17 protein-coding genes and 1 tRNA gene are annotated in these 19,679 nt (G+C 70.0%); 2 read left to right on the top strand and 16 right to left on the bottom strand.

Translation table 11 applies throughout. From position 1 onward, the window contains the following. Nucleotides 1–43: 43 nt before the first annotated feature. From ACRAKF_RS26375 to ACRAKF_RS26300, 16 genes are all read right to left on the bottom strand, one after another. Nucleotides 44–493, bottom strand: a complete 450-nt coding sequence (locus ACRAKF_RS26375; protein WP_447040025.1) for a hypothetical protein — start codon at nucleotides 491–493, stop codon at nucleotides 44–46. A gap of 261 nt (nucleotides 494–754) precedes the next feature. Continuing rightward, nucleotides 755–2,095, bottom strand: a complete 1,341-nt coding sequence (locus ACRAKF_RS26370) for an MraY family glycosyltransferase (RefSeq protein WP_447040024.1) — start codon at nucleotides 2,093–2,095, stop codon at nucleotides 755–757. A gap of 130 nt (nucleotides 2,096–2,225) precedes the next feature. Continuing rightward, complete coding sequence (locus ACRAKF_RS26365) at nucleotides 2,226–3,488, bottom strand: serine hydroxymethyltransferase (protein WP_447040023.1); 1,263 nt, start codon at nucleotides 3,486–3,488, stop codon at nucleotides 2,226–2,228. Between the two features lie 49 nt (nucleotides 3,489–3,537). After that, nucleotides 3,538–4,191, bottom strand: a complete 654-nt coding sequence (locus tag ACRAKF_RS26360; RefSeq protein ID WP_447040022.1) for an arsenate reductase/protein-tyrosine-phosphatase family protein — start codon at nucleotides 4,189–4,191, stop codon at nucleotides 3,538–3,540. Next, nucleotides 4,188–4,835, bottom strand: a complete 648-nt coding sequence (locus tag ACRAKF_RS26355) for an L-threonylcarbamoyladenylate synthase (RefSeq protein ID WP_447040021.1) — start codon at nucleotides 4,833–4,835, stop codon at nucleotides 4,188–4,190. Before ACRAKF_RS26355 ends, ACRAKF_RS26360 begins: the two co-directional genes overlap by 4 nt. A 38-nt stretch (nucleotides 4,836–4,873) precedes the next feature. After that, nucleotides 4,874–5,719, bottom strand: coding sequence for a peptide chain release factor N(5)-glutamine methyltransferase (gene prmC, locus ACRAKF_RS26350; protein WP_447040020.1), 846 nt, complete (start codon nucleotides 5,717–5,719; stop codon nucleotides 4,874–4,876). A gap of 70 nt (nucleotides 5,720–5,789) precedes the next feature. Then, nucleotides 5,790–6,866 (bottom strand): peptide chain release factor 1, encoded by a 1,077-nt coding sequence (gene prfA, locus ACRAKF_RS26345; RefSeq protein ID WP_447040019.1) that lies wholly within the window; start codon nucleotides 6,864–6,866, stop codon nucleotides 5,790–5,792. 125 nt (nucleotides 6,867–6,991) lie between these two features. After that, a complete protein-coding gene (gene rpmE / locus ACRAKF_RS26340) occupies nucleotides 6,992–7,213 on the bottom strand; it encodes a 50S ribosomal protein L31 (RefSeq protein WP_355802802.1) in 222 nt (73 codons plus the stop codon). Between the two features lie 187 nt (nucleotides 7,214–7,400). Then, nucleotides 7,401–8,510, bottom strand: coding sequence for an LCP family protein (locus ACRAKF_RS26335; RefSeq protein ID WP_447040018.1), 1,110 nt, complete (start codon nucleotides 8,508–8,510; stop codon nucleotides 7,401–7,403). Nucleotides 8,511–8,843: 333 nt separating this feature from the next. Further along, entirely contained in the window at nucleotides 8,844–10,937 is a 2,094-nt protein-coding gene (rho, locus tag ACRAKF_RS26330) for a transcription termination factor Rho (protein ID WP_447040017.1), read from the bottom strand. 396 nt (nucleotides 10,938–11,333) lie between these two features. After that, entirely contained in the window at nucleotides 11,334–12,251 is a 918-nt protein-coding gene (thrB, locus tag ACRAKF_RS26325; RefSeq protein WP_447040016.1) for a homoserine kinase, read from the bottom strand. 260 nt (nucleotides 12,252–12,511) lie between these two features. Beyond that, nucleotides 12,512–13,570, bottom strand: a complete 1,059-nt coding sequence (gene thrC, locus ACRAKF_RS26320) for a threonine synthase (RefSeq protein ID WP_447040015.1) — start codon at nucleotides 13,568–13,570, stop codon at nucleotides 12,512–12,514. 6 nt (nucleotides 13,571–13,576) lie between these two features. Beyond that, on the bottom strand, nucleotides 13,577–14,869 hold the full coding sequence (locus ACRAKF_RS26315; protein WP_447040014.1) for a homoserine dehydrogenase: 1,293 nt from the start codon (nucleotides 14,867–14,869) through the stop codon (nucleotides 13,577–13,579). 159 nt (nucleotides 14,870–15,028) lie between these two features. Further along, nucleotides 15,029–16,420, bottom strand: a complete 1,392-nt coding sequence (gene lysA, locus ACRAKF_RS26310) for a diaminopimelate decarboxylase (protein WP_447040013.1) — start codon at nucleotides 16,418–16,420, stop codon at nucleotides 15,029–15,031. 49 nt (nucleotides 16,421–16,469) lie between these two features. Further along, nucleotides 16,470–17,636, bottom strand: a complete 1,167-nt coding sequence (gene nrtL / locus ACRAKF_RS26305) for an ArgS-related anticodon-binding protein NrtL (RefSeq protein WP_447040012.1) — start codon at nucleotides 17,634–17,636, stop codon at nucleotides 16,470–16,472. 342 nt (nucleotides 17,637–17,978) lie between these two features. Further along, nucleotides 17,979–18,467 carry a response regulator gene (locus tag ACRAKF_RS26300; protein ID WP_447042184.1) on the bottom strand — a complete coding sequence of 163 codons (489 nt, stop codon included), beginning with the start codon at nucleotides 18,465–18,467 and terminating at the stop codon, nucleotides 17,979–17,981. A 194-nt stretch (nucleotides 18,468–18,661) separates the two neighbouring features. On the opposite strand from ACRAKF_RS26300, the gene ACRAKF_RS26295 reads away from it, so the two are divergent. Both ACRAKF_RS26295 and ACRAKF_RS26290 read left to right on the top strand, forming a co-directional pair. Further along, nucleotides 18,662–18,733, top strand: a tRNA-Arg gene (locus ACRAKF_RS26295). A gap of 303 nt (nucleotides 18,734–19,036) precedes the next feature. Next, complete coding sequence (locus tag ACRAKF_RS26290; protein ID WP_447040011.1) at nucleotides 19,037–19,636, top strand: hypothetical protein; 600 nt, start codon at nucleotides 19,037–19,039, stop codon at nucleotides 19,634–19,636. Nucleotides 19,637–19,679: the final 43 nt, after the last annotated feature.

Genomic DNA, 19,679 nt, shown 5'->3' with positions numbered 1-19,679 from the left:
CGATAGCAGGATCTCGAACGGCTATTTATCCCGGCCCTACCCTTCACGTCGAGGACCCCGACTTCTCCGGCTTGCCCTTCTTCGAGGAGCCACTGTCGGAGTCGGGATCGACGTAAAGGATCTTGGCCTTCATGTACGCACGGGCCTGAGCGGCCATCCACACGACGGTCCCCGCCACAAGAGCGGCGGCGAAGGCCCGCGGGTTGAAGAGCGTGGTGTCCTTGAACAGCCCCATGAAGATGAGCAGCAGCAACAGCTGGGCGACGTAGAGCATCATGCCCATCGCCTGGAACAGGTGCGGAAGCGATTTCGCCGTCCGTTGCAGCACGACCATCCCGAGCCCCATGAAAGCGATGACGACCGCGGCGCCGACGACAGCTCCGATGGCCCCCTTGCCGCCCGCGACCACACCACTGACGACGGCGACGATCGCGCCGACGGCAGCTGTGGGCACAGCGCACTGAAGGAGAATTCGGGTGTCTTGAGACGGCATGGCGGCAGCTCCGCTAACTGATGGGGGCAGGGTGTCGTCATGGACGAGCGTAGACCCGGATCGAGATGACACTCGGGCCGGATGGACCGTCGCACTACGGTCCTTCGGCTCTATCCCGGGCTTTCGTGAACGGTATCACAAACTATTTGATGAGGTCTTTACCTGCTGAGTGTGCTCGCCGTCACACATGAGAAGTATTCCGCGCGCATGTGCACTCCACGGGGCGAGTTGTCTGGTAATGGGGCGTTTCGGCGTCGCGTGTCAATGCGACGAAGGCGCCTCTCCCCGGTCCTGGAGGCGCGAGCGGGCACCGAGAGCGGTAGCTCCGTTGACGCCCGCGCCGACCGGAGACTTCACCTCCGCGTCACTCGCGCCCCGTTCACCCTCACCCGTCCCGTACGCAGCCTGCGCGGCGTCCTGTCCGGTGGCCGCGCGACGGCGGCGGTAGCGCGGCGGCACGAACCCCTCGGCCCACCGCGGGGTGCGCGGCCTGAAGCGTGGCAGCAGGAGCAGCACGAGGCCGAGCGCGCTCAGCGCGACGATGACGAAGAGGATCCACACGCTCGTGGAGTGCACCGAGTACGCGACCGTGCCGAAGGCGATGAGCGCCGACCAGAAGTACATGATCAGCACCGAGCGGCTGTGCGAGTGCCCGATCTCCAGGAGCCGGTGGTGCAGGTGGCCCCGGTCGGCGGCGAACGGCGACTTGCCGTTCCAGGTGCGCCGGACGATCGCGAGGACCAGGTCGGCGAAGGGGATCGCGATGATCGTCAGCGGCATCAGGAGCGGGATGAAGACCGGCAGCATCGCGTGCGTGGCATCGCGTCCCGTACCGAAGTTGAGCTTCATCGCCGCCGGGTCCACCTGCCCCGTGACGGAGATCGCGCCGCCCGCGAGGATCAGGCCGATCAGCATCGACCCGGAGTCGCCCATGAAGATCCGGGCGGGGTGCATGTTGTGCGGCAGGAAGCCCAGGCACATGCCCATCAGGATGGCGGCGAAGAGCGTGGCGGGCGCCGCGGCCTCGATGCCGTAGCCGTACCAGATCCGGTAGGCGTACATGAAGGACGCCGCCGAGGCGATGCAGACCATGCCCGCGGCGAGGCCGTCGAGGCCGTCCACGAAGTTCACGGCGTTGATGGTGATGACGACGAGCGCCACCGTGAGCAGGGTGCCCTGGCCCGAGGTGAGCGACACCGTGCCGACGCCCGGGACCGGGATCCAGAGGATCGTCAGACCCTGCATGACCATGACGCCGGCGGCGATCATCTGGCCACCGAGCTTGATCAGGGCGTCGATCTCGAACTTGTCGTCCAGGACGCCGATGAGCCAGATCAGCGCCGCCCCGGAGAGCAGCGCGCGCGGTTCGTTGGAGTTCTCGAAGACCGCGTTGAGGTTCGGCAGGTGGTCGGCGACCAGGAGGCCCGCGCACAGGCCGAAGAACATCGCGATGCCCCCGAGCCGGGGCGTGGGCTCCCTGTGCACGTCGCGGGCGCGGATCTCCGGCATGGCGCCGGCCACGATCGCGAACTTCCGCACCGGCCCGGTCAGCAGATAGGTCACCGCGGCCGTGATGCAGAGCGTCAGGAGATATTCACGCACGGGCTTCCCCACAGATATCGCTGGCCATCTCAGCCCCACAGCCTAGCTTTGCGCGCATACGGTTGGGGACTTACGGGTAGCGACGATGGTTGCACGAGTACGCGCGAGTCACCGACGCGCCTGCCCCGTCCTATGCCGGATACGGCGGAAATCGTCCCACCAGTTCGCGCACCTCTTCCCGTACGTCGGGCTCGTCGCGCACCGCCGAGGCCAGCAGGCCCGCGAGCCGCACCATCTCCTCGCCCGTCATGCCCTGGGTGGTGACGGCGGCGGTGCCGAGCCGCAGGCCACGGGTGTCGCCGTCCGGCAGGACGCAGGTGTCGAGGATGATCCCGGCCGCGGCGAGTCTGCCGCGGGCGTCCCGCGCGCCCACTCCCAGGGGCGACGGGTCGGCGAGGACGAGGTGGGTGTCCGTGCCGCCGGTGGCGATCGCGAACCCGGCGGCGGCGAGGCCGTCGGCCAGCGTCCGGGCGTTGGCGACCACCTGATGGGCGTACGCGGTGAAGGCCGGCGTGGACGCCTCCCCGAACGCGACGGCCTTGGCGGCGATCGTGTGCATCTGCGCGCCGCCCTGCGTGAACGGGAAGACCGCCCGGTCGATCCGCTCGGCGAGGTTCGCCCCGCACAGCAGGAGCCCGCCTCTGGGGCCGCGCAGGACCTTGTGCGTGGTCGCGCAGACCACGTCGGCGTACGGGACCGGGCTGGGCGCCGCTCCCCCGGCGATCAGGCCCATGGGGTGCGCCGCGTCCGCGATGAGGTACGCGCCGACGTCGTCGGCGATCTCGCGGAAGGCCGCGTAGTCGAGGTGGCGTGGGTAGGAGATGGAGCCGCAGACGATCGCCTTCGGGCGGTGGGCGCGGGCCAGGGCGCGCACCTCCTCGTGGTCGATGAGGCCGCTGTCGGCGTCGACGCCGTACCCGACGAAGTCGAACCACCGCCCCGAGAAGTTCGCGGGCGAGCCGTGCGTGAGGTGGCCGCCGTACGGCAGTCCCATCGCGAGGACCGTGTCGCCGGGCCGCAGCAGCGCGGCGTACGCGGCGAGGACCGCGGAGGAGCCGGAGTGCGCCTGCACGTTGGCGTGCTCGGCGCCGAAGAGGGATCGGGCGCGGTCGACGGCGATCCGCTCGGCGACGTCCACCAGCTCACAGCCGCCGTGGTGCCGGGCGCCCGGATAGCCCTCGGCGTACTTGTTGGCGAGCGGCGAGCCGAGGGCGGTGAGGACCGCGGGCGAGGTGAAGTTCTCGGCGGCGACGAGCTGGACCCCGTCGGCCTGCCGGGCGGCCTCCGCCACGAGGATCTCGGCCAGCTCGGGGTCCTGACGGCGCAGCGCGTCGAGATCGGTGTACGACGTCCCGCGGGAGGTGGGTGCGGTACTGACCGTGCTGAGCGACATCGTGGGCTCCGGGGCCTGGCAGGGGTGACCTCAGATCCAATGTAGGCCGCTACGTGTGCGCGGGCACCCCGGTCAGCGCCGTCACCACGGGGTCGAGCGCCTGGTTGATCTCGTCGCCCACCGAACGGAAGAACGGCAGGGGTGCTCCGTAGGGGTCGTAGACCTCGTCGGCCTCGACGTTCGGCGCGAGGAGCCAGCCGCGCAGCGCGGCGGCGGCGCGCACCAGGGCCCGCGCGCGCTCCACCACGCCGTTGCCGTCGGGCTCCGGCAGGGTCGTGGGGTCTATGGCCCGTACGAGGCGCGTGAACTCCTTCAGCGTGAAGGTGCGCAGGCCCGCCGAGTGGCCCATCGAGATGACCTGCGCCCGGTGGTCGCGGGTGGCGGTCAGGACCAGGTCGGCGCGGATGACGTGGTCGTCGAGGAGCTCGCGCCCCATGAAGCCGCTGGCGTCCGCGCCGAAGTCGGCGAGGACCGTCTCGGCGTTGGTCTCCATGGGCGCCCCCTCGTGGCCCCAGGTGCCCGCGCTTTCCACGATCAGCCCGCCGGTGAGCGGATCGCCGAGGCGGTAGGCCAGGGCATGCCTGGTCAGCCGCTCGGTGATCGGCGAACGGCAGACGTTGCCGGTGCTGACGTGGAGGATGCGGAAGGCGCCCGCAGAGCCCGGGAAGCCCGCTATGCCACGCCCCGTCTCAGGGGCTGTCAATTCGCCACCTCGAGGTCGGGTACCACCTTGCGCAGCTCGTCCGCGTCCAGGGCACCCGCGCGCAGCAGTACCGGCACCTTGCCCGTGACGTCGACGATGGAGGAGGGGACGATGCCGGGGGTCGGGCCGCCGTCGAGGTAGACCGAGACGGAGTCGCCCAGCATCTCCTGAGCGGCGTCGCAGTCCTCGGGGGCGGGGTGCCCGGTGAGGTTCGCGGAGGAGACGGCCATGGGGCCGACCTCGGTGAGCAGTTCGATGGCCACGGGGTGCAGCGGCATGCGGATGGCGACCGTGCCGCGGGTGTCGCCGAGGTCCCACTGGAGGGACGGCTGCTGCTTGGCGACCAGGGTCAGCGCGCCGGGCCAGAAGGCGTCGACGAGCTCCCAGGCCATCTCGGAGAAGTCGGTGACCAGGCCGTGCAGGGTGTTCGGCGAGCCGATGAGGACGGGGGTCGGCATGTTGCGGCCGCGGCCCTTGGCGTCGAGCAGGTCGCCGCACGCCTCGGGGCTGAAGGCGTCGGCACCGATGCCGTAGACGGTGTCGGTGGGCAGCACGACCAGCTCGCCACGGCGGACGGCGGACGCGGCCTCGCGCAGACCGGTCGTGCGGTCGGTCGCGTCATTGGTGTCGTATCGCCGTGCCATCTAGCGGGCCTCCTCGTACACGTACTGCTTCTTGGTCGTCACGGCATCGCCTTGCGGGCGGTCGCGAAGCGCGGCCGGTTGTTGAGGTCGGGGTGGTCGGCCGCGTCGGCCCAGCCCCGCATCTCGGTGAAGATCCAGGGGACCTGGCCGCCCTGGGTGTCCGCGTGCTCGATGACGACGACGCCGCCGGGGCGGAGCAGCCGGTGCGCGGTGCGCTCGATGCCGCGGATCAGGTCGAGGCCGTCCTCGCCGGAGAACAGGGCCAGGTCGGGGTCGTAGTCGCGGGCCTCGGGGGCGACGTACTCCCACTCGGTGAGCGGGATGTACGGCGGGTTGGAGACCACCAGGTCGACCTGGCCGTCCAGCTCGGGGAACGCGTCGCGGGCGTCGCCCTGGGACAGCTTGACCCTGGACCCCTCGACGTTCTTCCGCGTCCATTTCAGGGCGTCCTCGGACAGCTCCACGGCGTGCACGCGCGAGCGCGGCACCTCCTGGGCGAGGGCGAGCGCGATGGCGCCGGAGCCGGTGCACAGGTCGACGATGAGCGGTTCGACGACGTCCATGGCGCGGACCGCGTCTATCGCCCACCCCACGACCGACTCCGTCTCCGGACGCGGCACGAACACACCGGGGCCGACCTGGAGCTCCAGGTACCGGAAGTAGGCGCGTCCGGTGATGTGCTGGAGCGGCTCACGGGCCTCCCGGCGCGCGATCGTCTCCCAGTAGCGGGCGTCGAAGTCGGTGTCCTTGACGGAGTGCAGCTCGCCCCGCTTCACGCCGTGCACGAACGCGGCGAGCTCCTCGGCGTCGTTGCGCGGCGAGGGCACGCCGGCGTCGGCCAGCCGCTGGGTGGCCTGGGCCACTTCCGCGAGCAGCAGGTTCACGCTGGTCCTCCGGGGCTGCGGGAGATCGGGGCGTCGTACGGGTGATCGGGCGTCGTGCGGTGCGGCGGGATCAGGCCGCCGCGAGCTTGGCCGCGGAGTCCGCGTCCACGCAGGCCTGGATGACCGCGTCGAGGTCACCGTCCAGCACCTGGTCCAAGTTGTACGCCTTGAAGCCGACGCGGTGGTCCGAGATCCGGTTTTCCGGGAAGTTGTACGTCCGGATCTTCTCGGAGCGGTCGACCGTGCGGACCTGGCTGCGGCGGGCGTCCGCGGCCTTGCTCTCCGCCTCCTCCTGCGCCGCCGCGAGGAGCCTGGAGCGCAGGATACGCATGGCCTGCTCCTTGTTCTGGAGCTGGCTCTTCTCGTTCTGGCAGGAGGCGACGACGCCGGTGGGGACGTGCGTGATGCGCACCGCGGAGTCGGTGGTGTTGACGGACTGGCCGCCGGGGCCCGAGGAACGGTAGACGTCGATGCGCAGGTCATTGGCGTGGATCTCGACGTCGATCTCCTCGGCCTCGGGCGTCACCAGGACACCGGCCGCGGAGGTGTGGATGCGCCCCTGGGACTCGGTGGACGGCACACGCTGCACACGGTGCACGCCGCCCTCGTACTTCAGACGGGCCCACACGCCCTGGCCGGGCTCCGTGGCGCCCTGGCCGCCCTTGGTCTTCACGGCGACCTGGACGTCCTTGTAGCCGCCGAGCTCGGACTCGGTGGCGTCGATGATCTCGGTCTTCCAGCCGACGCGCTCCGCGTACCGCAGGTACATGCGCAGGAGGTCGCCCGCGAACAGGGCGGACTCGTCGCCGCCCGCGCCGGCCTTGACCTCCAGGATGACGTCCTTGTCGTCGGACGGGTCACGGGGCACCAGGAGCAGCCGCAGCTTCTCGGTGAGCTCCTCGCGCTGCCGCTCGAGGACCTTGACCTCGGCGGCGAAGTCCGGGTCGTCGGCGCTCAGCTCGCGGGCCGTCTCGATGTCGTCCCCGGTCTGCTTCCAGGAGCGGTACGTCCCGACGATCGGCGTCAGCTCGGCGTAGCGCTTGTTGAGCTTGCGCGCGTTGGCCTGGTCCGCGTGGACCGAAGGGTCGGCGAGCCTCTTCTCGAGATCGGCGTGTTCACCGATCAGTTCCTCGACCGCCTCGAACATCGGGGACTCCTGGTTTTCTCCGCGGGGTTTCACGCGAGTTGGCTGCGACTTGGCTGCGGGACGGCAAAAGCGCCGGTCCCGGCCACCCCCTCCCGGGAGCGGCCGATGACCGGCGCAGTGGCTCGCTACTTCTTGGCGGCGGCAGCCTTGCCGAAGCGGGCCTCGAAGCGGGCCACACGGCCACCGGTGTCGAGGATCTTCTGCTTGCCCGTGTAGAACGGGTGGCACTCGGAGCAGACCTCGGCACGGACGGTGCCGCTGGGGATCGTGCTGCGGGTGGTGAACTCCGCGCCGCAGGTGCAGCTGACCTGGGTCTCGAAGTACTCGGGGTGGATGTCGCGCTTCAAGGTGTCTCCTAGTTTCGGGAGGGCGCCGGGTCGTACGCGCGGATTGCTCGTACGTGAACCGGGGCCGACGTACCAGTCTGCCAGGACTGGTCGTATCTCCCAAAACGGGGGTGGGCCGGGATCTATTCCTGGAGCCGGCGGCCCGCCACCGTGACCGGCCGACGGGTCCGTCACGGTGACCGGCCGGCTACTCGCTGCTGACCACGTCACCCACGTCGCCCTTGTCACCCGCGGACTTCTCCGTGGCGGACCTGGGGATGGCCTTGTCGGCCTTCAGGGCGTCCCACACCTGCTGGTCGGCCTCTTCGAGGGGCAGGACGCGGTTGGGGTCGGCCGGGTCGTACTGGATGGGCATCGTGACCATCTTCATGTCGCCCGCGCCGATGCCCTTGAGGCCGCCCGCGAAGCCCACGAGGCTCTTGACGTCGTTCAGGTCGGAGTCGGTGGTGATGGCGCTGGTCGCGTCGTTCGCCAGGTCGTACAGCTTCTTGGGGTTGCTGAAGACCCCGACCTGCTTGACCTGGTCGAGCAGGGCCTTGATGAACGCCTGCTGGAGCTGGATGCGGCCCAGGTCGCTGCCGTCGCCGACGCCGTGCCGGGTGCGGACCAGGCCGAGCGCCTGCTCGCCGGTGAGCGTGTGCGTCCCCGCGTCCAGGTCGAGGTGGCTGTCCTTGTCCCGTATCGCCTTCTTGGTCGTGATGTCGACGCCGCCGAGCGTGTCGATGAGCTTCTTGAAGCCCGAGAAGTCGACTTCCAGGTAGTGGTCCATCCTGATGCCGGACATCTTCTCGACCGTCTTGACGGCGCATACGGGGCCGCCGACCTCGTAGGCCGTGTTGAACATCTGGCGCTGCGCGCCGGGCTCGGTCCCGCCGTCCTCGGTCGCGCAGTCGGGCCGCGATATCAGGGTGTCGCGGGGGATCGAGACGACACTGGCCTTCTTGTGGCCCTTGTACACGTGCACGATCATCGCGGTGTCCGAGCGGGCGGTGCCCTCGTCCTTGCCGTACTTGGCGTTGTCGCCGGAGCGCGAGTCGGAGCCGAGCACGAGGATGTCCTGGGAGCCGTTGTCGACGTCCGCGGGCCGGTCCTTGAGCGCGCTGTTGATGTCGACGCCCTTGAGGTTGCCGTTGAGCTTGAAGTACACGAAGCCGAGACCGGTGCCCCCGACGACGGCCACTCCCGCGGCGGTCCATGCCGTGACGACGAGCGCCTTCCTGCCCGTGCTGCGCGGCTTGCGGCGGCGGCCGCGCTTGCCACGCCTCGGCGCGTCGGCGGCCCTTCTCTCGTCGGTCATGCGCCCCTCAGTCCTCGTCGGTCGATTACCCCCTGCTTTCAGGGTCTGGCGTGGCTTTCCGTCACTTCTCAGACGTGAAATCCGAGAGAAGGGTTGCACGCCACCCTGTGTGCGCCCCGGGGTCCGGCCACTACACAGAGTTCGGGCCGTCCCCGATTTCTGGCCTCTCACCTGCGCTTTCACGCAGAGAAGCGCTACCGGCAGTGACCGTGAGAACGTACAGGGTGTGTGGTCAAGGTCTCGGCAAACGGAAGGGGCCGGTCCCGTCGGATGACGGGACCGGCCCCTTCCGGTCACTCTTCTCCAGGCTCGGACTTCAGGTCCGGACGGCGATCAGTCGTTGCCGTTGCCCGGCGCCGGCGTCGTCTTCTGGATCTGAAGCAGGAACTCGGCGTTCGACTTCGTCTGCTTCATCTTGTCCAGGAGCAGCTCGATCGCCTGCTGCTGGTCGAGCGCGTGCAGCACGCGGCGCAGCTTCCAGGTGATGGCGAGCTCGTCGCTGCCGAGCAGGATCTCTTCCTTGCGGGTGCTGGACGAGTCCACGTCCACCGCCGGGAAGATCCGCTTGTCGGAGAGCTTGCGGTCCAGCTTGAGTTCGAGGTTGCCGGTGCCCTTGAACTCCTCGAAGATCACCTCGTCCATGCGCGAGCCGGTGTCGACCAGCGCGGTGGCCATGATGGTCAGCGAGCCGCCGTCCTCGATGTTGCGCGCGGCACCGAAGAAGCGCTTCGGCGGGTACAGCGCGGTCGAGTCGACACCACCGGACAGGATGCGGCCGGAGGCCGGGGCCGCGAGGTTGTACGCACGGCCGAGGCGGGTGATCGAGTCGAGCAGCACGACGACGTCGTGGCCCAGCTCCACCAGGCGCTTGGCACGCTCGATGGCGAGCTCGGCGACCGTGGTGTGGTCCTCGGCGGGACGGTCGAAGGTCGAGGAGATGACCTCGCCCTTCACCGACCGCTGCATGTCGGTGACCTCTTCCGGACGCTCGTCGACCAGGACGACCATCAGGTGGCACTCGGGGTTGTTGACCGTGATCGCGTTGGCGATCGCCTGCATGATCATGGTCTTGCCGGTCTTCGGCGGGGCCACGATCAAACCGCGCTGGCCCTTACCGATGGGCGCCACGAGGTCGATGATGCGGGTGGTCAGCACGCCCGGGTCGGTCTCCAGGCGGAGCCGGTCCTGCGGGTACAGGGGCGTCAGCTTGCTGAACTCCGGTCGCCCGCGGCCGGATTCGGCCGCCATGCCGTTCGCCGAGTCCAGGCGCACGAGCGCGTTGAACTTCTCGCGGCGCTCGCCGTCCTTGGGCTGACGGACCGCACCGGTGACGTGGTCACCCTTGCGCAGGCCGTTCTTGCGGACCTGGGCGAGGGAGACGTACACGTCGTTGGGGCCGGGGAGGTAGCCCGACGTACGGATGAACGCGTAGTTGTCGAGGATGTCCAGGATGCCCGCGACGGGGATCAGGACGTCGTCCTCGGAGACCTGCGGCTCGTTGCCGAAGCCCTGCTCGTCGCGGCCACGACGCCCACGGCGGTCGCGGTAGCGCCCGCGGCGGCCGCGGCGGCCACCCTCGAAGTCGTCGTCGTCCTGCGGACCGTTGTCACGCTGACGGTCCTGGCGGTCCTGACGGTCCTGGCGCCCACCGCCCTGCTGGCGGTCCTGACGCTCCTGGCGGTCCTGACGGCCGCCGCCCTGCTGGTCGTCGCCCTTGTTGCCGCGGCGGTCGCGGTCACGGCCGCGGCCCTGGCGGTCACGGCGCTCACGGCGGCCGTCGGCGTCGCCACCGGCGTTGTCGCCGCCCTTGTCGCCGCCCTTGTCGTTCCTGGCCTCGGAGGCGTCGCCCTTGGCCTCGGCCTTGGGCTCGGTCCTCGCCTCGGCGGTGACGGTCTCGGGGCTGCCCGCGTCGGCCGTGGCGCGGCGCCGGCGGCGCTCACCGGCGGGCTGCTCGTCTCCCGCACGCTCGGCCTCACCGGCGCGGACGGGGCCACCGGCCGGCTGGCCGGGGATGTCGATCTGCTGCTGAGCGGCGGCCTTGCCGGCCTTGCCGCCATCCGCCTTGTCCGGCTTGCCCGCCTTGGCGGTGCTCTCCGCGGCGTCCTCGTCCGTACGGGTCTTCGAGGTGGCCCGGCGCTTGGGCTTGGTCTCGCCCGCCTCGGCGGCGGGCGCGGCGCTCTTCGCCGGGGCTCCGCCCCCGGCCTGCGCCTCCTTGATGACCTCGATCAGCTGGCTCTTGCGCATGCGCCCGGTGCCCTTGATTCCAAGGCCCGATGCGACCTGCTGCAGTTCCGCCAGCACCATGCCATCGAGGCCGGTGCCGCGGCGCCGCCGGGACCCGGCCGAAGCACCGGTGGCAGGCGCCGCGGAGGCGTCCGTGGCGGGCGTGTCGGCAGTCACGCCCATCAGATCGGTGGTGTCGCTCACGAAGGGTCCTTCCCTGGAGCGGACGTCGGCCTGTCTGGCTCGGCGACCGGTTGTGCTGTCCGGCGATCGGTCCTGGCTGTGTGCTGTGGACCGTGCCGTGGCGGTGGTCCGCCTAAGCGGCGGAAGAATTCATTGGTGATGGCGATTCCCGGCGCGGTGTCACTGAAGTGCGGTGTCACCCGGCTCGGTCACGCCGGTTCCGGAGCGTGCTCAGGACTGCTCAGCGCGGGGCACGAAGCAGTTTGGGAGGCTCCCGGAAGAATGGTTGTCCCGGACGGGGACACAAAGCACCTCGCCATGGTGAGGTCGGGTGCAGACTTGAGATTAACACTACCGGATCCAACAAACATTCCCCCTCTCGGAATCGGGACACCCCGAAACCCTGTATTCACTGCCTCACGGCGCAAGCGGCAGCACACTCGCCCCGGCGGCGTCGAGTTCCAGACGGTTGGCCGCCCAGCCCTCTCCCGCCAGGCGCGCGACCTTGTCGGCCGCACTCTCTTCGGCCAGCGCGAGGACCGTGGGGCCCGCGCCGGAGATCACCGCGGGCACGCCGTCGGCGCGCAGCCGCTCCACCAGGGCGGTGCTCTCCGGCATGGCCGGGGCACGGTACTCCTGGTGCAGTCGGTCCTCGGTGGCGGGGAGCAGCAGCTCGGGGCGCCTGGTCAGGGCCTCTACGAGCAGGGCCGCCCGGCCCGCGTTGGTGGCCGCGTCGACGTGCGGGACGGTGTGCGGGAGCAGTCCGCGCGCCGTCTCGGTGAGGACGGGCTTCCCTGGTACGAAAACCACCGGAACGATGGAACCGGCCGGTTCCATCCTGATCGCGCGGGCCGCTCCCCCGTCCATCCAGGACAGGGTGAATCCGCCGAGCAGACACGCGGCGACGTTGTCGGGGTGGCCCTCGATCTCGGTGGCGAGTTCGAGCAGGGCCGTGTCGTCCAGCCTGGCTTCGCCGCCTATCGTCACGGCGCGCGCGGCGACGATGCCGGCGCAGATGGCGGCGGAGGACGAGCCGAGCCCCCGGCCGTGCGGGATGCGGTTGGCGCAGACGATCTCCAGGCCGCGCGGCTGCCCGCCCAGCAGGTCGAAGGCGGTGCGCAGGGACCGTACGAGCAGGTGGGACTCGTCGCGCGGCAGGGTGTCGCTGCCCTCCCCCGCGATGTCGATGTTCAAGCCGGAGTCGGCCACCCGGACGACCACGTCGTCGTACAGACCCAGCGACAGGCCCAGGGCGTCGAAGCCCGGACCGAGGTTGGCGCTGGTGGCGGGGACGCGCACCCGGACGGCGGCGGCGCGGAACGCTGGACCGGCCATCGCTCGATGACTCTCCTTGAGCTGCGTGTTTTTCAGGCTGCGTAGTTTGCTACGTGCCACATTTTGTTACGTGCCACATATACAGAACACCCGGAGGCCGCGCACAACGGCGGCGCCCCGACCCGCACAACGGCGGCACCGCGGCATATGCGGCGGGGTGGGTTCGGTACAGCCTATCGAAGGAAGGTTCTGTGGCGACATAGGGCGCACAGGAGGCGCACGATGCGTGTCGTGGGCCCCCCGTGCCACCCCCGTGACGGTTACGCCAGGCCGAGGCGCTCGGCGGCGGCGGCCGAGTCGACCGGGACGGTGACCGGCTGCGGAGCACCGGCGACGGCCCAGTCGGGGTCCTTGAGGCCGTTGCCCGTGACCGTGCAGACGATCCTCTGCCCCTTGTCGACCTTGCCCTGCTCGACGGCCTTCAGCAGACCGGCGACCGAGGCGGCCGACGCGGGCTCCACGAAGACGCCCTCCTGCGAGGCCAACAGCTTGTAGGCGCGCAGGATCTCACGGTCCGTCACCTCGTCGATGAAGCCGCCGGACTCGTCGCGCGCGTCGAGCGCGTGCTGCCAGGACGCGGGGTTGCCGATGCGAATCGCGGTGGCGATCGTCGAGGGGTCCTTGACGATCTCGCCGCGCACGATGGGCGCGGAACCGGAGGCCTGGAAGCCCCACATCCGGGGGGTGCGCGTCGACACGGAGTCGGCGGCGTACTCCTTGTAGCCCTTCCAGTACGCGGTGATGTTGCCCGCGTTGCCGACGGGAAGGACGTGGATGTCGGGGGCGTCGCCGAGGGCGTCCACGATCTCGAACGAGGCGGTCTTCTGGCCCTCGATGCGGAACGGGTTGACCGAATTGACCAGCGCCACCGGGTAGTTCTCGGAGAGGGCGCGGGCCAGGTTCAGGCAGTCGTCGAAGTTGCCGTCGACCTGGAGGATCTTCGAGCCGTAGACCAGCGCCTGGCCCATCTTGCCGAGCGCGATCTTGCCCTGCGGCACCAGGACCGCGCAGACCATGCCCGCGCGCACGGCGTAGGCGGCCGCGGAGGCCGACGTGTTGCCGGTGGAGGCGCAGATGACCGCCTTCGCGCCCTCCTCCTTGGCCTTGGTGATGGCCATGGTCATGCCGCGGTCCTTGAAGGACCCCGTGGGGTTGGCGCCCTCGACCTTGAGGTGGACCTCGCAGCCGGTGCGCTCGGAGAGCACCTGCGCGGGCACGAGCGGTGTGCCGCCCTCGCCAAGCGTCACGACCGGCGTGGTGGCCGAGACCGGAAGCCGGTCCCGGTACTCCTCGATGATTCCGCGCCACTGGTGGGTCATTACTGCCTACTCCCCTTCAACCCGCATGATGCTGGCGACACCACGCACGGTGTCGAGTCTGCGCAGCGCGTCGACGGTGCCGGTGAGGGCGGCGTCGGGCGCGCGATGGGTGACGACGACGAGGGAGGCCTCGCCGTCCTTGCCCGTCTGACGGACCGTATCGATCGATACGCCGTGCTCGGCGAAGACCGTCGCGACCTGGGCGAGCACGCCCGGCTTGTCGGCCACGTCGAGGCTGATGTGATAGCGCGTGACGACCTCGCCCATGGAACCCACGGGCAGTTGCGTGTACGCGGACTCGCCGGGTCCGGTGGACTCGGCGAGCTTGTTGCGGCAGACGGCGACGAGGTCGCCGAGGACGGCCGAAGCGGTGGGCGAGCCACCGGCGCCGGGCCCGTAGAACATGAGCTGCCCGGCGGCCTCGGCCTCGACGAAGACGGCGTTGTAGGCCTCGCGCACGGACGCCAGCGGATGGCTGAGCGGAATCATCGCGGGGTGCACGCGCGCGGTGACGGACCCGCCGTCGGCCGCCCGTTCGCAAATGGCAAGGAGCTTGATGGTGCACCCCATCCGTTTCGCGGAGGCGAAGTCGGCGGCGGTCACCTCGGTCATGCCCTCGCGGTACACGTCGTCGAGGCGCACGCGCGTGTGGAAGGCGATCCCGGCGAGGATGGCGGCCTTGGCCGCGGCGTCGAAGCCCTCGACGTCGGCGGTGGGGTCGGCCTCGGCATAACCGAGCGCGGTGGCCTCGTCGAGGGCTTCCTGGTAGCCGGCCCCCGTCGTGTCCATGGCGTCGAGGATGAAGTTGGTCGTCCCGTTCACGATCCCGAGTACGCGGTTGACCTTGTCCCCGGCCATCGACTCGCGCAGCGGCCGGATGAGCGGGATGGCACCGGCGACGGCGGCCTCGTAGTACAGGTCACGGCCGTGCTCGACGGCGGCGGCGTGCAGCGCGGCGCCGTCCTGCGCGATCAGCGCCTTGTTCGCCGAGACGACGGAGGCGCCGTGCTCGAAGGCGGTCGTGATCAGCGCGCGGGCGGGCTCGATGCCCCCGATGACCTCCACCACGACGTCGATGTCCCCGCGCTTGACGAGCGCGGTGGCGTCGGTGGTGACGAGTGAGGGATCGATTCCCTCACGCACCCTGGAGGGGCGTCGGACGGCGACCCCGGCGAGCTCCACCGGGGCGCCGATCCTCGCTGTGAGGTCGTCGGCGTGCGTCGTCATGATGCGCGCCACCTCTGAGCCGACGACCCCACAGCCCAGCAGCGCCACCTTCAGCGGACGCGTACGCATCATCCGACCTCACTTCTCATACATCTACGATGGGACCAGTCTCACCCACCGGAATGGACTTTCAGACCATTGTCCGAATCATGAGACATGGATTTCATTATCCGATGCCACACGGCACCGGAGCCAGAACCTTCATGCGGCACCGGGGCCAGCACCTTGATGTCACCCGACGTCGAGACGCAGCAGGTCCTCCTCCGTCTCGCGGCGGACGATCACCCGCGCGGCGCCGTCGTTCACGGCGACGACCGGCGGGCGGAGCGCGTGGTTGTAGTTGCTCGCCATCGAGCGGCAGTACGCACCGGTGGCGGGCACGGCGATCAGATCTCCGGGCGCCAGGTCCGCCGGCAGGAAGGCGTCGCGTACGACGATGTCACCACTCTCGCAGTGCTTGCCCACCACGCGCACCAGCATGGGCTCGGCGTCGGAGGAGCGGGAGACCAGGGCGACGGTGTACTCGGCGTCGTACAGCGCGGTACGGATGTTGTCGGACATGCCGCCGTCGACGGAGACGTAGGTCCGCAGCCCTTCGAGGGGCTTGACGGTCCCGACCTCGTACAGCGTGAAGGCGGTGGGCCCGACGATGGCGCGCCCCGGCTCGACGGAGATACGAGGCGTACGGAGATCGGCGGCGGCGCACTCCCGCGTGACGATCTCGTTCAGCGCCTTGGCGATCTCGTGCGGCTCGCGGGGGTCGTCGTCGGAGGTGTACGCGATGCCGAGGCCGCCGCCGAGGTCGATCTCGGGCAGCTCGACGCCGTGCTCGTCGCGCACCTCGGCCAGCAACTGCACGACGCGCCGGGCGGACACCTCGAACCCGGCCATGTCGAAGATCTGCGACCCGATGTGCGAGTGAATGCCGATGAGCTCAAGACCGTCCAGCTTCAGGGCCCTCCGCACGGCCTCGGCGGCCTGCCCGCCGGCCAGCGCGATCCCGAACTTCTGGTCCTCGTGCGCGGTGGCGATGAACTCGTGGGTGTGCGCCTCGACGCCCACGGTCACGCGGATCTGCACGGGCTGACGCTTGCCGAGCCGCTCGGCGATGTGCGAGACGCGGGCGATCTCCTGGAAGGAGTCGAGCACGATGCGCCCGACTCCGGCTTCGACGGCGCGCTCGATCTCGGCCGGGGTCTTGTTGTTCCCGTGGAAGGCGATGCGCTCGGCGGGCATGCCGGCGGCGAGGGCGGTGGTGAGCTCCCCGCCGCTGCACACATCGAGGTTGAGCCCCTCCTCGTGCAGCCACCGCACGACGGCCCGGGACAGGAAGGCCTTACCGGCGTAGAAGACATCGGCCTCACTGCCGAAGGCGTCGCGCCAGGCCCGGCAGCGGGCGCGGAAGTCGGCCTCGTCGACGAAGTACGCCGGCGTACCGAACTCCTCGGCGAGCCGCGTCACCTCGATCCCGCCCGTGCTGACGACACCCTCGGCGCCACGGGCGACCGTACGGGACCAGACCTTGGGGTCCAGGGCGTTGAGATCGGCGGGCGGCGCGCTGTAGTGCCCCTCGGGCAGCACGTCGGCGTGGCGGGGTCCGGCGGGGTGTGCGGAACGGCTCATGACTCGCGTGTCTCGTCTCTCACGGGGTGGCACCCGCCTCTCGGGGGTGTCACAGGTATTCGGGTGCGCTGATGCCGAGCAGGGACAGGCCACCGGCGAGCACCGTCCCGGCGGCTTCGGCGAGCGCGAGCCGGGCGCGGTGGGCGGCCACGGGTTTCTCCTCACCGCGCGGCAGGACGACGTGCTGATACGCGAGCAGTGCGTCAGCGACCACGACAAGCTGCCGGGCCACCCGATCAGGCGCCCGGTGCCGCGCGGCGGCGGCGAGGACGGGGGGGTAGCCCGCCAGGGCGGTCAGTAGGGGGGCGGGGTGCGGGGTGGGGAGTGGGGGTGTGCCGCTGGGGCTGGGGTCGCCGGGGGCGGGGTGCGGGTCACCGGGGCTGGGGTCGCCGGGGGCGGGGGTGAAGCCGAGGGCGGTGGCGTTGCGGGTGAGGGCGCGGCAGCGGGCGTGGGCGTACTGGACGCGGAAGAGGGGGTTGCCCTCCCGCTGCACGAGGTGCTCGTCGCCGCCGTGCTCGGGGGCGATGCGGGCGCGGTCGTGCGGGGCGGGGTGCAGCAGGGCCCAGCGGGCGGCGTCACGGCCGAGCCGGAGGGGGTCGCCGGGGGCGGGGACGGGCCGCAGGGTGACCTGGGCCGACTGAACGGCCGGCTGGAGCTGGGGGGTGGGCGAGGCGGCCGGGGGGCGGCCGGGGGCGTCGGCGCGCACCCCGAGGACGTCCACCCACGCCGCCTCGGGCGCGGCGTCGCACGTGACGCGGACGGGGATGCCTTGGCTGCGCAGAATCCGCCGGGCACTGTCGGCGACGACGAGGGCGCGGACTTCGTGCGGTACGTGGATGTGGACGAGCTGCCCGGAGTCGCGGGGGGCGTGCCCGTAGCGGAGGCCGCTCTCGCTGATCTCCCGCACGAGGGCTTCGGAGGGCGCACCGGCGAGCGTGACGTTGAGGAAGCCGGGCCCAGTGACGTCGACCCCGGCGATGCCCGGCTGGGCGGCGATCCACGGCGACAACGCTTCGGCCACGTCCCGGGGCCGCATCCCCGCATCGCGGGCGACCCGCAGGGCAACGCTGGTGGCGTAGTCCCCGCACCCACCTGGCCGAGGCCGCTCGACCCGCACACTCCCGACATCCTCCGGCACGCGCACCCTGAGCTCCCCGGCATCAACGGCGGCACGCATGGCGCGCAGCACGGTGCGGGAGAGCTCGACGGGGGTCACGGGCCAAGCGTATGGGAGGAGGGGGGTGGGTCCGCGAATTGGTTTAGGACCGGGTCCGGGATGTGGACGGGGCGGACGGGAAGCGGACCGGATGTGGACGAACCCATTGGCCGACGAACACCCAACCCCGGCCCCCACCGCGACGACCCCCGACCCACGACCCCCGACCCACGCCAAGACGAGGTACACACATCCGCATCCCACAAAAATCCCGCCCGCCGCCCAGCGAGACGCTCGTGACCTGGGGTTCCCTGACGACGGTCCGGGACTTTCCCGCAATCCACCGCTGACCGACCGACGACGGGGGCGAGCGAGGCGGATCACCCCCGGGCACTGGCCCGGTCAGCCACCGGCCTGAGCGGCACGTTCCGCACGATCCGCACGCTCGGCGGGCTCGGCACACTCGGCGCGCTCAGCAAGTTCCACTTCAGCCTCGGCCCCGGCCTCGCTGGCCTTGCCGACTCCCCCGCGCCCACGCCCGAGCTCGACCAACTGTCGTACGACCGCCACGAGTTCGTTCGGCTCGAAGGGCTTGGCGAGGAAGGCGTCGACACCCACCTCAAGCCCGTTCTCCACCTCGTACTGAGTACAGGCGCTGATGACGACGATGGGCAGATGCCGCGTGCGGGCATCGGAACGAAGAAGGGCGGCGGTCCGCAGCCCATCGAGCCGGGGCATGACGACATCGAGAGTGACGAGGTCGGGCTGCACCTGCTGCACGACGTCAAGGCACTCGGCACCGTCAGCCGCGGTCACGACCTCGAAGCCCTCCAGCTCGAGATTGACCCTGATCAGTTGCCGAATGACCTTGTTGTCGTCCACAACAAGCACTCGGCCGGGCATGCCTGGCACAACTCGAGAGTAGGTCCGCCCGCACCACCGCGTCCCGGTTTTCCCTACTTCCCACGCCGGAGGGCACCCGCCGAAGCCCCGCCGCGTGGCCCACGGCTCACGGAAATACCTGTTCACGAGAGGCTCCGGAGAACTGGTAGGGTTCTACCCATCGCCGCGCAGCGGATCGATACGCCCCCGTAGCTCAGGGGATAGAGCAACGGCCTCCGGAGCCGTGTGCGCAGGTTCGAATCCTGCCGGGGGCACCTTGCATGAGGTGCCCAAAGACCCCGTCACCAGCGGAAACGCTGAGGCCGGGGTCTTCGCGTATGTGCAGGCGGATGCAGCCCGGAGCGACCGTATGTCGGCGTCTGTGGACGAGGCGTGGACGGGATCTTGGGGCATCGCCGCAGGTGAGTCACGCTCGCGGCGGTCGGTCTGGTCAAGCAGCCGTCTGCCAGACACGAACCTGCGGTGTCAGAGGCGTGCGCTTGGATGAGCGGGTGACCGTTCAAGACGTTGCTCGGCAGCTGCCCGAGATAGCCGTCCTCCGTGAGCATTGCCGTTCCATGGCCACTGTGGAGGCGGTCCTGAGCCCTGAGTGGGCCGACCGGTACCACTCCTTCAACGACCACTGGTCCGAGAAGGAATCGATGGCCTCGATGCGCAACGGATCGGGTGACGAGTACTCCATCGTTTTCTCGGCCGCGGGCGCCTACATCCGTGGATTCGATCATGAATCGCCCATGAGCCCCTATGCAGAGGACGGGCCATGGCCGGGAGTGCTCGACGAAGTACCGGATGCCTTCCGGCCGTGCGTCGAGGAGCCCGCGTTCTCGGATGAGGACGGAATGCCTGTTGTCACTGCGTGCATATGGCGAGAGACGGGAGACGATGCCTGGAAAACAGGGACGATCGACTTCCCTGAGCGAGCAACGGACGATCCGGACGGCGCCGGGTACCTCTTCCAACTTCTGATCGATCGCTCACCGGAGGCGTTCCAGCGGTGGGCCGAGGACTACTACGAAGTCCCCGTCGACCTGGAGGCCGTTCGTCACGTCTTCTCCTCGCGTCCTCTGACCGAAGAGGTGGTAAGCGCGTTGAACTCAGAAATCGCTCTGGCAGATCTCGTAGAGGACATAGCGGAGATCGGCTATCTGACGAGCTGAGATAGCCAGCAATGACGAGGCCCCTGGACGCGATGCCAGGGGC

Source organism: Streptomyces sp. DSM 118878, from assembly GCF_052936595.1.
This window is presented reverse-complemented; position numbering and strand designations above follow the sequence as displayed.